Here is a 12,047-nt window from a genome sequence, read left to right as displayed (position 1 = left end):
GAGCATCACGCAAAATGAGCACCGAACAAGCCCGCGAAGAAGTCCGTCAGGTCCTCGGATCCGACGAGAATCCCTTCGACTCCGTTTCCATCACCGTCGCCGCGCCGGAGACCATCCGCGCGTGGTCGAAAGGTGAGGTCAAGAATCCCGAGACGATCAACTACCGCACGTTCAAGCCCGAGCCGGGTGGTCTTTTCTGCCAAAAGATCTTCGGCCCGGTGCGCGACTACGAGTGCGCCTGCGGAAAATACAAGCGCATCAAATACAAGGACGTCATCTGCGATCGTTGCGGCGTCGAAGTCACCATCGCCCGCGTCCGCCGCGAGCGCATGGGCCACATCGAGCTCGCCGTTCCGGTGGCGCACATCTGGTTCCTCAAGAGCATGCCGAGCCGCCTCGGCCTCCTGCTCGACATGACCGCCCGCTCGCTCGAGCGCGTCATCTACTACGAGAACTACATGGTTACCAATCCGGGCAAGACGCCGCTTGAACTCAAGCAGCTCCTGACCGAGACGGAATACCAGCAGGCCGTCGACGAATACGGCGCCGATGCGTTCGTCGCCAAGATGGGCGCCGAGGCCGTCCGCGACGTCCTCACGCAGATCGACATGGAGGCCGTCGTCGCCGAACTGCACGAGACGATGCGTGCCACGCGCTCGAAGCAGATCAAGAAGAAGCTCTCCAAGCGCCTCAAGGTCATCGGCGGCTTCATCTCCTCGAAGTCCCGTCCCGAGTGGATGGTTCTCGAAGTCCTCCCCGTCATTCCGCCGGACCTGCGCCCGCTCGTTCCGCTCGAAGGCGGCCGCTTCGCGACGTCCGACCTCAACGACCTCTATCGCCGCGTCATCAACCGCAATAATCGCCTGCGGAACCTGATGCAGCTGAAGACGCCCGACGTCATCATTCACAACGAAAAGCGCATGCTCCAGGAAGCTGTAGACGCGCTCTTCGACAACGGCCGCCACGGCCGCCCGGTGACGGGCGCCGGCAACCGTGCGTTGAAGTCGCTCTCCGACATGCTCAAGGGCAAGCAGGGCCGCTTCCGTCAGAACTTGCTCGGCAAGCGCGTCGACTACTCCGGCCGCTCCGTCATCGTCATCGGTCCCGAGCTCAAGCTCAACCAATGCGGTCTGCCGAAGAAGATGGCGCTCGTCCTCTTCGAGCCGTTCATCATCCGCCGCCTCAAGGAACTCGGCTTCGTGCACACCGTTCGCGGTGCGCGCAAGATGATCGAGAAAAAGTCCCCTGAAGTCTGGGACATCCTCGAGGAAGTCACGAAGGGCCATCCGGTGCTGCTCAATCGCGCACCGACGCTCCACCGCCTCTCCATCCAGGCGTTCGAGCCCGTCCTCATCGAAGGCTCCGCCATCCGCGTCCACCCGCTCGTCTGCACCGCCTACAACGCGGACTTCGACGGTGACCAGATGGCCGTGCACGTCCCGCTTTCCCTCGAGGCCATCCTCGAGTGCAAGCTGCTCATGATGTCCTCGGGCAACATCTTCTCGCCCTCGAGCGGCAAGCCGATCCTCACGCCGTCGCAGGACATCGTCCTCGGCGCGTATTACCTGACGATCGAGCCGCGCACCAAGCCCGCCAAGGGCGTCCGCGTGCCGCTCATGTCCGGCCTGCAGGAAGTTCTCTACGCCAAGGCCGACGGCGCCTACAAGATGCACGACTGGGTCGAAGTTCCGAATCCGGACTTCGGCAAGGACACCGTCTTCGGCAACAAGGAACGCAAGGTCCTCCGCACGACGGTCGGCCGCGTGATCTTCAACCAGATCTGGCCCGCCGGTCTCGGCTTCATCAACTTCCCCGTGCCGAAGGGCAAGCTGGGCGACCTCATTCTGAACACCTACAAGGTCGCGGGTCCCACCGTCACCGTCGAAACGCTCGACAAGCTGAAGGAGCTCGGTTTCACGACCGCGTTCAACGCCGGCATCTCGATCGGCATCGACGACATGATCATTCCTGAGAACAAAAAGGAAATCGTGTCCGACGCCCGCAAGAAAGTCGACGAGGTCGAGTCCCAATACAAGAAGGGCATCATCACCTCCGGCGAGCGCTACAACAAGATCATCGACATCTGGACCGGCGCCACCGACCGCATCGCGAAGTCCGTCTTCGCGAAGCTCGAAGGCAACGACGGCCGCCCCGAGGTCAACCCGGTCTACATCATGATGGACTCGGGCGCCCGCGGTAACAAACAGCAGGTGCGCCAGCTCTGCGGTCTCCGCGGCCTCATGGCCAAGCCCTCCGGCGAAATCATCGAGCGCCCGATTCTGTCTTCGTTCCGCGAAGGCCTCACCGTTCTCGAATACTTCATCTCGACGCACGGCGCCCGCAAGGGTCTCGCCGACACCGCGCTCAAGACGGCCGACGCCGGTTACATGACCCGCAAACTCTGCGACGTCGCCATGGACTGCGTCATCACCGAGGAAGATTGCGGTTCGCGCGACGGCATCTGGAAGAAGGCGATCTTCGAAGGCGACACGATGCTCGTGTCCCTCGCCGAGCGCATCACCGGCCGCTGCTCCGCCGACGACATCTACAATCCGCTCGACCCGACGAAAATTCTCGTCGGTTCCGGCGAGCTCATCACGGAAGAACTCGGCCGCCAGATCGAGGACTCCGGTATCGAGCGCGTGAAGGTCATGTCGCCGCTCACCTCGACGAGCGAGCACGGCATCGATGCGAAGTCTTACGGCATCAATCCCGCCGCCAACAAGGTGGCGAAGATCGGCGACTCCGTCGGCATCATCGCCGCCCAGTCGATCGGCGAGCCCGGCACGCAGCTCACCATGCGCACGTTCCACATCGGTGGCGTCGCCTCGGCCGGTTCCAAGAACCCCGAGATCAAGGTGCGCAACACCGGTATCCTCAAGTATCGCGGCCTCCGCCTCGTGCAGATGGAAGGTGCAGCCATCGTCCTCAACAAGACCGGCTCCATCCAGATCATCGACGACAACGATCGCGAACTCGAAGCCTACCCGATCGTGGTCGGCACCGTCCTTTCCGTCGGCGACGGCGAGAAGGTGACGAAGGGCCAGACCATCGCGCAGTGGGACCCGTATAACATTCCGGTTCTCTCCGAGCGCACCGGCACGCTGCACTTCAAGGACATGATCCCGGGCGTCACGGTCAAACGTGAGCTCGACGAGTCCACCGGCCGCATTGCGACCGTCGTCATCGAGCACAAGGAAGACCTCAACCCGCAGATCGAAATCCGTGACGAGAGCGGCAAGCCGCTCGCCGCCTACGCGATTCCGACCGGCGCCCAGGTCGTCGTGAACGAAGGTGACATCATCCAGGCCGGCGCGCTCCTCGCGAAGACGCCGCGTCAGGCGTCGACCACGAAGGACATCACCGGCGGTCTCCCGCGCGTCGCCGAGCTCTTCGAAGCTCGTCGTCCGAAGGAAGCGGCCGAGATGGCCCGCATCGACGGTGTCGTCTCGTTCGAAGGCTCGATCCGCGGCAAGCGCAAGCTCGTTGTCCGCAACGAGGAAGCCGGCGCCGAGGAAGAGCACCTGATCCCGCACGGCAAGCACATCATCGTGCAGCCGGGCGACGTCGTCCACAAGGGCCAGCACCTCACCGAAGGCTCCGCCGATCCGCACGAGATCCTCGACATCCTCGGGCCGACCGCGCTCTACGAGTTCCTCATCGGCCAAGTGCAGGAAGTCTACCGTCTCCAAGGCGTGTCGATTAACGACAAGCACATCGAGGTCATCATCCGCCAGATGCTCCGCAAGGTCCGCATCACGGATCCGGGTGACAGCGAGTTCTTCTGGGGCGAGCAGATCGATCGCACGACGTTCCTCCGCGAGAACAAGCGCCTTGATGTCGCCGGCGGCAAGCCCGCCGAGGCCGAGCCGATCCTCCTTGGCATCACCAAGGCCTCGCTCGAGACCGAGTCGTTTATCTCCGCCGCCTCGTTCCAAGAGACGACCCGCGTCCTCACCGACGCCTCGACTCTCGGCAAGGTCGACGGCCTGAAGGGCTTCAAGGAAAACGTCATCATGGGTCACCTCATCCCCGCGGGCACCGGCCTCCCGGCTTACAAGAAGCTGAAGGTCACGCTCCCGCTCGGCGGCGAGATCCCGATGGACGAAGCTCCGCGCGCGGCCGCCACGGTCGAAGCGAGCTAAGCTCGACGACGAAGTTCACTCTCGAAGCCGCGGAGCGATCCGCGGCTTTTTCTTTTCGCCCGCCGAAAGAGGCGTGCGGCTTACAAACAAGAGGGCAGGGGAGTGCCGAATTTCGCCTTGTTTTTCACTCTGAAAGTGGGACCCTGCGAATCCCTCCCGCCAAAACTCGGAAGTAGAGCCTAGCTCCTTCCGAGTTACACCCGGCCCTCACGGGCCGGGTGTTTTTTTTGTTCACCGGCTTTGCTCGATGCGCATCCGCGAAGCTCGGGGAGCGAAGGCGGATCTTTAGCGGCTCGCTCCGACTTCGGGGCGCTTTCTTGATGCCGGCCGCGAAAGCCAGACTGATTCTGTGAATAACTTGGGGAGAAAAGTGAAACTTCGCGCTTGAAGTGCGTCATGCGAACGTGGTTCGCTCACCCTCCATTTTCGTCACAAAACAGCATTCGCAGCAAAACTGTGGGTGCACCTGACGCCCGCGGTTTCAGGGTTCCCCTCTGAAATTCGCGTTTTTCAGCACAGCGCGAAAAAGTGCTTGCCGGGATTTTTCGTCCCGGTAGGTTCCGCGCTCTTTTTCCTCTTTTACCTACCTAACTTCCTCCAATGCCCACCATCAACCAACTCGTGAGAAAAGGACGCCGCAAGGTCCGCGCGAAGTCCAAGGCCCCGGCTCTCCAGGGTAATCCCTTCCGCCGTGGCGTCTGCGTGCAGGTCATGACCCGCACGCCGAAGAAGCCGAACTCGGCCATCCGTAAGGTCGCCAAGGTTCGCCTCACGAACGGCACGGAAGTCATCTCCTACATACCGGACGAAGGTCACTCGCTCCAAGAGCACTCCATCGTCCTCGTGCGCGGCGGCCGTGTGAAGGACCTCCCCGGCGTTCGCTACCACATCGTCCGCGGCACCCTCGACGCCACCGGTGTCGAGAAGCGCCGTCGTTCCCGTTCCAAATACGGCGTCAAGCGCCCGAAGGCCGCCAAGTAATCACGTTCTTTCTTTTTCAACATGTCTCGTCGTCGCAGAGCTACTCACCGCCCCACCGTTCCGGACGTCCGCTACAACAGCGCGCTCGTCACTCACCTGATCAACGTGATCATGAAGAGCGGCAAGAAGACCGTCGCGGAACGCATCGTTTACGGCGCCTTTGAGCGCGTGAGCGAGAAGCTGCAAAAGGGCGACCCGGTCGACCTCCTCATGGGCGCGATGGAAAACGCCCGCCCGAAGCTCGAGGTCAAGAGCCGCCGCGTCGGTGGCGCCACCTACCAAGTGCCGGTCGAGATTTCGTTCGAGCGCCAGGAGTCGCTCGCGCTCCGCTGGATCGTCGACGCCGCCACTTCCCGCAAGGGCATCGCCATGCGCGAGGCTCTCGCCGCCGAAATCATCGATGCCTACAACAATACGGGCACCGTCGTGAAGAAGAAGGAAGACACCCACAAGATGGCCCAGGCCAACCGCGCCTTCGCTCACCTCCGCTGGTAAGGTTTCCACGCAATGTCTTCTCCGATCAACATCACCGTCGTCACCGACAAGGCCAAGGTTTCTGCGGCCAACGCCAAAGACCGTCCGTTCCCGCTCGAGTGGACGCGCAACATCGGCATCGCTGCCCACATCGATGCCGGCAAGACCACGACGACCGAGCGCATTCTTTTCTACTCCGGCGCCGTCCACAAGATGGGCGAAGTCCACGAAGGCACCACGGTGACCGACTGGATGGAGCAGGAGCGCGAGCGCGGCATCACGATCACCGCCGCCGCCATTTCCTGCGCTTGGAACGCCTCCTTCGGTCCATGGAAGGGCATCAAGCAGCGCATTAACATCATCGACACGCCCGGACACGTCGACTTCACCGCCGAAGTCGAGCGCTCCATGCGCGTGCTCGACGGCGCCGTCGCGGTGTTCTGCGCGGTCGCCGGCGTGCAGCCGCAATCCGAGACCGTCTGGCGCCAAGCCAACAAATACGGCGTTCCGCGCGTCGCGTTCGTCAACAAGATGGACCGCACCGGTGCCAACTTCTTCCGCGCCGTCGACGAGATGCGCGAGAAGCTCAAGGCCAACGCGCACCCGCTCTACATCCCGATCGGCCAGGAAGAGAACTTCAACGGCCTGATCGACCTCGTCCAGAACGTCGCCTACATTTTCGACGAGACGAAGGATCCGCTCGGCATGAACCCGGTCACCGCGCCGATTCCCGCCGAATACGCCGCGCAGGCGAAGGAATACCGCGAGAAGCTCATCGAAGCCGTCTCCGACTTCGACGACGTCATCGCGAACAAGTATCTCGAAGGCCAGGAAATCACCACCGACGAATTCATTCTCGCCGTCCGCAAGGCCACGGTTTCGATGAAGTTCACCGGCGTGATTCCCGGTTCCGCCTTCAAGAAAAAGGGCGTGCAGCGCCTGCTCGACTGCGTCGTCAACTATCTCCCGAACCCGATCGACGTTCCGGCCATGAAGGGCCAGGACAGCTCGGGCAACCCGGTCGAGGCGATCGTCGACGACAAGGCGAAGCTCGCCGGCCTCGCGTTCAAGCTCTGGACCGACCCGTTCGTCGGCAAGCTCGTGTTCTACCGCGTCTACACCGGCGTGGTGAAGCGCGGCATGCCGCTCTACAATCCCCGCACGCGCCGCTCCGAACGCGTCTCCCGTCTCGTGCTCATGCGCGCGATGGACCGCGAGGAAATCGATCTGGCCTACGCGGGCGACATTTGCGCCCTCGTCGGCGTCAAGGACGTCATCACCGGCGACACGCTGTGCGATGAGGACTTTGACATCCGCCTCGAGCCGCCGTCCTTCCCCGAGCCCGTCATCGCGATGTCGATCGAGCCGAACTCGAAGGGCGACCAGGAAAAGCTCGGCGTCGCGCTCCAGCGCCTCGTCGCCGAGGACCCGACTCTCCGCGTCAAGACCGACCAGGACACCGGCCAGACGATTCTCGCCGGCATGGGCGAGCTCCACCTCGAAATCATCGTCGACCGCATGAAGCGCGAGTTCAAGGTCGAGGCGACCGTGGGCAAGCCGCAGATCGCTTACCGCGAGACCGTCACCGGCTCGGCGGAAGGCGTCGGCAAGTTCATCCGTCAGTCCGGCGGCAAGGGCCAATACGGCCACGTCGTCGTCAAGATCGAGCCGAACGAAAAGGGCAAGGGCATCGAAGTCGTCAACGAGATCGTCGGCGGCGTCATCCCGAAGGAATTCATCAAGCCCGCCACCGACGGCATCATGGAAGGTGCGAACAACGGCGTCGTCGCCGGCTACCCGGTCGTCGATGCGATCATCCGCATCATCGACGGTTCGTTCCACGAAGTCGACTCGTCGGAACTCGCGTTCAAGATGGCCGGCATCTTCGCCTTCAAGGAAGCGATGAAGGTCGCCAAGCCGATCCTTCTCGAGCCGATCATGGGCGTCGAAGTCACCACGCCGGAAGACTACCAAGGCGACCTGATGGGCGACATCAATCGCCGCCGCGGTCAGATCCAAGGCATGGAGAACAAGAACGGCGCCTGCATCATCGCGGCCCACGTTCCGCTCGAAATGCTCTTCGGTTACGTGACGGACATTCGCTCCCTCTCGAAGGGCCGCGCTTCCGCCTCGATCACGCCGTCGCACTTCGCTCAGGTTCCGAACAACCTCTTGGCCAAGATCGTCGAGACCTCCTCGAAGGCCCCGGCCCGCACCTAAACCCACGTTCTTTATCCGCCATGAAAGGCCAACGCATTCGCATCAAACTCCAAGGCTTCGATTACCGTGTGATCGACCAGTCCGCCCTGGAAATCGTCGAAACCGCCAAGCGCTCCGGCGCGCGCGTCTCGGGCCCGATCCCGCTGCCCACCCGCATCGAGAAACTGTCCGTCAACCGCTCGCCGCACGTCGACAAGAAGTCGATGGAACAGTTCGAGAGCCGCACCCACAAGCGCCTCATCGACATCCTCGAGCCCACCGCGCAGACGGTCGACGAACTCAAGAAACTCAACCTGCCGTCCGGCGTCGACATCACGATCAACGTCTAACGCTCAACTTTCAGACAGTCACTTTAGCAGCCACCGGTGGCTCCAATCGCCGGATTGCTAATGTAGGTCTAAACCAAACGGAAACCCTCCACCTACCACTTAGCCTATGATCACTACTCTATTAGGCAAAAAACTCGGGATGACCCAGGTCTACGACGCACAGAACGTGCTCGTGCCGGTCACCGTCGTGGAAGCCGGCCCCTGCCCGGTTGTCCAAGTCAAGACCGTCGAGACCGACGGTTATAACGCCGTCCAGCTCGGCTTCGGCGCCCTCAAGGCGAAGAACGCGAGCAAGGCCGAAGCCGCCCACGCCAAGAAGGCCGGCCTCGAAACCACCCCGCGCCTGATCAACGAGGTTCGCCTCGCTGCCGCCCCGACCGTGAAGGCCGGTGACGTTGTCACCGTCACCGCGTTCACCGAAGGCCAGACGATCGATGTCATCGGCATCTCCAAGGGCAAAGGCTTCCAAGGCGTCGTGAAGAAGCATGGTGCCGCCGGCGGTCCCGCCGCGCACGGCTCCATGTTCCACCGCCGCATCGGTTCGATCGGTATGCGTCAAACGCCCGGTCGCTCGTGGAAGAACCAGTCGATGCCCGGTCACATGGGCTCGCAGCGCCGCACGGTGCAGAACCTCAGCGTCGTCAAGATCATCGCCGACAAGAATCTTATCCTTGTCCGCGGTGCGATCCCGGGCGCCAACGGTGACGACGTCATCATCCGCGCCGGCAAGAAGGCCAAGAAAGCCTAAGGAGACTGAACCAACATGAAGCTCAAAGTTTACAGCTCCGACGCCAGCAAGACCTCCGAACAGGAGTTCAACGTCCCGACCTTCGAAGGCGACAAGGGCGTGCAGGCCGTCAAGGAAGTCGTCGTCGCTCACCGCGCCAACGCCCGTCAGGGCACCCGCTCCACCAAGACCCGCGGCGAAGTCCGCGGCGGTGGCAAGAAGCCGTGGAACCAGAAGGGTTCCGGTCGCGCCCGCGCCGGCTCGTCCCGCTCGCCGCTCTGGAGCGGTGGTGGTGTCGTGTTCGGCCCGAAGCCCCGCGACTTCTCGAAGAAGATCAATAACAAGGTCAAGGCCCTCGCCTTCGCCCGCGCTCTCTTCGACCGCGCCGTTGCCGGCGAAGTCGACGTCATCGAGGCCTTCACGCCCGCGCAGCCGAAGACCAAGCTCATGGGCAAGGTCGTCCGCACGATCGCGCCGAAGGGCTCCGTGCTCCTTGTCGACGCCCCGTTCACCGCCGAGGCCTCGCGCGCCGCGCGCAACCTCGACCGCGTCTCCACCACGGAAGCCGCGAAGCTCAACACTCTCGATCTCGTGCAATACTCGAAGATCGTCGTCTCCACCAAAGCGCTCGAGGCCATCATCGCCCGCGCCAACGGAGGTCAGTCATGATCAGCGCCGATAAAGTTCTCAAAAACATGCGCCTGACGGAGAAGGCTTCCAAGCTCTCCTCCAACTACGGCCAATACACGTTCGAGGTCTATCCCTCCGCCACGAAACACACCGTGCGCGAAGCCGTCGAGGCGACCTTCAAGGTCACCGTCACGCGCGTGAACATCCAAAACATCAAGGGCAAGCCGAAGCGCTCGCGCACGGGCCGCCCGACGAAGAAGTCCGACAGCAAGCGCGCCATCGTCACCCTCAAGCAGGGCGACAAGATCGAGCTCGTCTGAGGAACCACCCGCCATGGCTATCAAAACTTTCCGTCCTCTCACCGCCGCGCTCCGCTTCACCGAGCTGAACCGCCCGGAGGGAATCTCCAAGAAGCGCCCCGAGCGCTCGCTCATCGAGTCGAAGAACAAGACCGGCGGCCGCAACACCTACGGCCGCATCACGTCGCGTCGTCGCGGCGGCGGTCACAAGAAGCTCTACCGCATCATCGACTTCAAGCGCGCCAAGCTCGACATGCCCGCGAAGGTCCAGGCGATCGAATACGATCCCAACCGCTCCGCGCTGCTCGCGCTCCTCGCTTACACCGACGGCACGAAGGCCTACATCATCGCTCCCAAGGGCCTCAAGGTCGGCGACTCGATCTACAGCGCGCTGAAGACCGAGACCAACGACTACCGCCCGGGCAACAGCTTCCCGCTGTCCGTCATCCCCGCCGCCACGAAGGTGCACGCCGTTGAGCTGCTCCCCGGACACGGCGCCCAGCTCGCCCGCTCGGCCGGCACGTCCGTCGAACTCGTCGCCGTCGAGAACGGCATGGCGCAGCTCAAGATGGCTTCCGGCGAGACCCGCCTCGTGAACGCCAACTGCCGCGCCACGATCGGCGAGGTCGGCAACGAAGACCACAGCAAGCGCAAGCTCGGCAAGGCCGGCCGCAATCGCTGGCTCGGTCGCCGTCCGCGCGTCCGCGGTATGGCGATGAACCCGATCGATCACCCCAACGGTGGCGGTCAAGGCAAGTCCAAGGGTGGTGGCGGTCGCCAGCACCTCGTGTCGCCGTGGGGCCAGCTCGCGAAGGGTTTCCCGACGCGCCGCCGCTCCAAGCCGTCCAACTCCCTCATCCTTACCCGCAAGAACGGCCGTCCGCCGCGCGGCAAGAAGTAAACCACCTTAACGACTACCCAACATGGCTCGTTCCATCAAAAAAGGTTTCTTCGTCGACTACCACCTGCTCGAGAAAATCGAGAAGGCGGCCAAGTCCAGCGGTGCGCGCAAGCCCATCCAGACCTGGAGCCGGCGCTCGACCATCACGCCCGACTTCGTCGGCCACACCTTCAACGTTCATAACGGCAAGGCCTTCATCGCGGTGTATGTCACCGAGAACATGGTCGGCCACAAGCTCGGCGAGTTCGCCCCCACGCGCATCTTCAAGGCGCACGGCGGCATGACCCGCAAGGAAATCTAACCTGCGCGCGTAGCCGAAACCCGAACCCGATCCGAAAATGGAAATTCAAGCTCTCACCAAAAACGCGCGCATGTCGCCGAAAAAGGTGCGCGAGGTCGCCAACGAAATCCAGGGCCGCTCCGTGCCCGAGGCCACCGACCTCCTCGCCCTCATCCCGCGCAAGTCCGCCCGCCTCCTCGCCAAGACGCTCAAGAGCGCCGTCGCGAACGCGGAGAACAACCACAACCTCTCCGCCGACAAGCTCGTCGTCCACCGCGCCCTCGTCGAGTGCGGCCCGGTCCTGAAGCGCTTCAAGGCCGGCGCCCGCGGCTCCGCCAAGCCGCGCGTCAAGCGCATGTCGCACCTCCGCATCGTCCTCTCGGACAGCAAAGCCTAACCCACCATCGTTATGGGACAAAAAACCAATCCTACCGGTTTCCGCCTCGCCGTCCGCCGCAACTGGCAATCCCGCTGGTTCGCCCGCAAGAAGGACTTCGCCAAGCTCCTCCACGAAGACCAAGTCATCCGTGAGACGCTCATGGAGAAACTGAAGCAGGCCTCCGTGCCCCGCATCTTCATCGAGCGCGCCGGCAACCGCGTCCGCGTCAAGATCTTCACCGCCCGCCCTGGCATCGTCATCGGCAAGAAGGGCCAGGAAGTCGAAAACATGAAGGTCCAGCTCGGTAAGATTACCGGCAAGGAAGTCCTGCTCGACATCCAGGAAGTCAAGAAGCCCGAGATCGAGGCCCAGCTCGTCGCCGAGAACGTCGCCCTCCAGCTCGAGCGCCGCGTCGCTTTCCGCCGCGCGATCAAGAAGTCCGTGCAGATGGCCATGAGCCTCGGCGCCGACGGCATCAAGATCCAGTGCTCGGGCCGCCTCGGTGGCGCCGACATCGCGCGCCGCGAATGGCAGCGCCAGGGCCGCATCCCGCTCCACACCCTCCGCGAGAACATCGACTACGGATTCGCCGAAGCCCGCACCGTCTGGGGCAAGATCGGCGTGAAGTGCTGGATCTGCAAAAAGGACGAATCCAATTAACGAAACAGCGATAAGCCCTAAG

The 12,047-nt window shown here is 62.9% G+C and carries 12 protein-coding genes; all 12 read left to right on the top strand.

All coding sequences use genetic code 11. From position 1 onward, the window contains the following. Positions 1 to 14 precede the first annotated feature (14 nt). The 12 genes from rpoC (at position 15) to rpsC (ending at position 12,025) form a co-directional block, all read left to right on the top strand. The gene (gene rpoC / locus HZA32_06650; GenBank protein ID MBI5423751.1) at positions 15 to 4,145 is read left to right on the top strand and encodes a DNA-directed RNA polymerase subunit beta'; all 4,131 of its coding nucleotides are present in this window, start codon (positions 15 to 17) and stop codon (positions 4,143 to 4,145) included. Between the two features lie 600 nt (positions 4,146 to 4,745). Further along, the gene (locus tag HZA32_06645) at positions 4,746 to 5,126 is read left to right on the top strand and encodes a 30S ribosomal protein S12 (protein ID MBI5423750.1); all 381 of its coding nucleotides are present in this window, start codon (positions 4,746 to 4,748) and stop codon (positions 5,124 to 5,126) included. 21 nt (positions 5,127 to 5,147) lie between these two features. Further along, complete coding sequence (rpsG, locus tag HZA32_06640; protein ID MBI5423749.1) at positions 5,148 to 5,621, top strand: 30S ribosomal protein S7; 474 nt, start codon at positions 5,148 to 5,150, stop codon at positions 5,619 to 5,621. Between the two features lie 12 nt (positions 5,622 to 5,633). Further along, positions 5,634 to 7,820, top strand: a complete 2,187-nt coding sequence (gene fusA / locus HZA32_06635; protein ID MBI5423748.1) for an elongation factor G — start codon at positions 5,634 to 5,636, stop codon at positions 7,818 to 7,820. A gap of 20 nt (positions 7,821 to 7,840) precedes the next feature. Continuing rightward, on the top strand, positions 7,841 to 8,149 hold the full coding sequence (rpsJ, locus tag HZA32_06630; GenBank protein MBI5423747.1) for a 30S ribosomal protein S10: 309 nt from the start codon (positions 7,841 to 7,843) through the stop codon (positions 8,147 to 8,149). Between the two features lie 106 nt (positions 8,150 to 8,255). Further along, entirely contained in the window at positions 8,256 to 8,897 is a 642-nt protein-coding gene (gene rplC, locus HZA32_06625) for a 50S ribosomal protein L3 (GenBank protein MBI5423746.1), read from the top strand. A gap of 15 nt (positions 8,898 to 8,912) precedes the next feature. Then, complete coding sequence (rplD, locus tag HZA32_06620; GenBank protein ID MBI5423745.1) at positions 8,913 to 9,545, top strand: 50S ribosomal protein L4; 633 nt, start codon at positions 8,913 to 8,915, stop codon at positions 9,543 to 9,545. Further along, positions 9,545 to 9,826 (top strand): 50S ribosomal protein L23, encoded by a 282-nt coding sequence (rplW, locus tag HZA32_06615; GenBank protein ID MBI5423744.1) that lies wholly within the window; start codon positions 9,545 to 9,547, stop codon positions 9,824 to 9,826. The genes rplD and rplW overlap by 1 nt, the downstream gene beginning before the upstream one ends. Positions 9,827 to 9,839: 13 nt before the next feature. Further along, complete coding sequence (rplB, locus tag HZA32_06610) at positions 9,840 to 10,706, top strand: 50S ribosomal protein L2 (GenBank protein ID MBI5423743.1); 867 nt, start codon at positions 9,840 to 9,842, stop codon at positions 10,704 to 10,706. A 22-nt stretch (positions 10,707 to 10,728) separates the two neighbouring features. Then, on the top strand, positions 10,729 to 11,007 hold the full coding sequence (gene rpsS, locus HZA32_06605; protein ID MBI5423742.1) for a 30S ribosomal protein S19: 279 nt from the start codon (positions 10,729 to 10,731) through the stop codon (positions 11,005 to 11,007). Between the two features lie 37 nt (positions 11,008 to 11,044). Further along, positions 11,045 to 11,383, top strand: coding sequence for a 50S ribosomal protein L22 (rplV, locus tag HZA32_06600; GenBank protein ID MBI5423741.1), 339 nt, complete (start codon positions 11,045 to 11,047; stop codon positions 11,381 to 11,383). 12 nt (positions 11,384 to 11,395) lie between these two features. After that, positions 11,396 to 12,025, top strand: coding sequence for a 30S ribosomal protein S3 (gene rpsC, locus HZA32_06595; GenBank protein MBI5423740.1), 630 nt, complete (start codon positions 11,396 to 11,398; stop codon positions 12,023 to 12,025). The last annotated feature ends 22 nt before the right edge of the window (positions 12,026 to 12,047 follow it).

Source organism: Opitutia bacterium (assembly GCA_016217545.1).
In the GTDB taxonomy this organism is placed as follows: Bacteria; Verrucomicrobiota; Verrucomicrobiia; order Opitutales; family Opitutaceae; genus Didemnitutus.
The sequence above is the reverse complement of the archived record's forward strand: the minus strand, read 5'-3'. Positions and strand labels throughout refer to the sequence as shown.

What these genes read in the sequence shown, in the direction of transcription:
- rpoC (MBI5423751.1), top strand. Translation starts at nt 15, where the DNA reads ATGAGCACCGAACAAGCCCGCGAAGAAGTCCGTCAGGTCCTCGGATCC.
- HZA32_06645 (MBI5423750.1), top strand. Translation starts at nt 4,746, where the DNA reads ATGCCCACCATCAACCAACTCGTGAGAAAAGGACGCCGCAAGGTCCGC.
- rpsG (MBI5423749.1), top strand. Translation starts at nt 5,148, where the DNA reads ATGTCTCGTCGTCGCAGAGCTACTCACCGCCCCACCGTTCCGGACGTC.
- fusA (MBI5423748.1), top strand. Translation starts at nt 5,634, where the DNA reads ATGTCTTCTCCGATCAACATCACCGTCGTCACCGACAAGGCCAAGGTT.
- rpsJ (MBI5423747.1), top strand. Translation starts at nt 7,841, where the DNA reads ATGAAAGGCCAACGCATTCGCATCAAACTCCAAGGCTTCGATTACCGT.
- rplC (MBI5423746.1), top strand. Translation starts at nt 8,256, where the DNA reads ATGATCACTACTCTATTAGGCAAAAAACTCGGGATGACCCAGGTCTAC.
- rplD (MBI5423745.1), top strand. Translation starts at nt 8,913, where the DNA reads ATGAAGCTCAAAGTTTACAGCTCCGACGCCAGCAAGACCTCCGAACAG.
- rplB (MBI5423743.1), top strand. Translation starts at nt 9,840, where the DNA reads ATGGCTATCAAAACTTTCCGTCCTCTCACCGCCGCGCTCCGCTTCACC.
- rpsS (MBI5423742.1), top strand. Translation starts at nt 10,729, where the DNA reads ATGGCTCGTTCCATCAAAAAAGGTTTCTTCGTCGACTACCACCTGCTC.
- rplV (MBI5423741.1), top strand. Translation starts at nt 11,045, where the DNA reads ATGGAAATTCAAGCTCTCACCAAAAACGCGCGCATGTCGCCGAAAAAG.
- rpsC (MBI5423740.1), top strand. Translation starts at nt 11,396, where the DNA reads ATGGGACAAAAAACCAATCCTACCGGTTTCCGCCTCGCCGTCCGCCGC.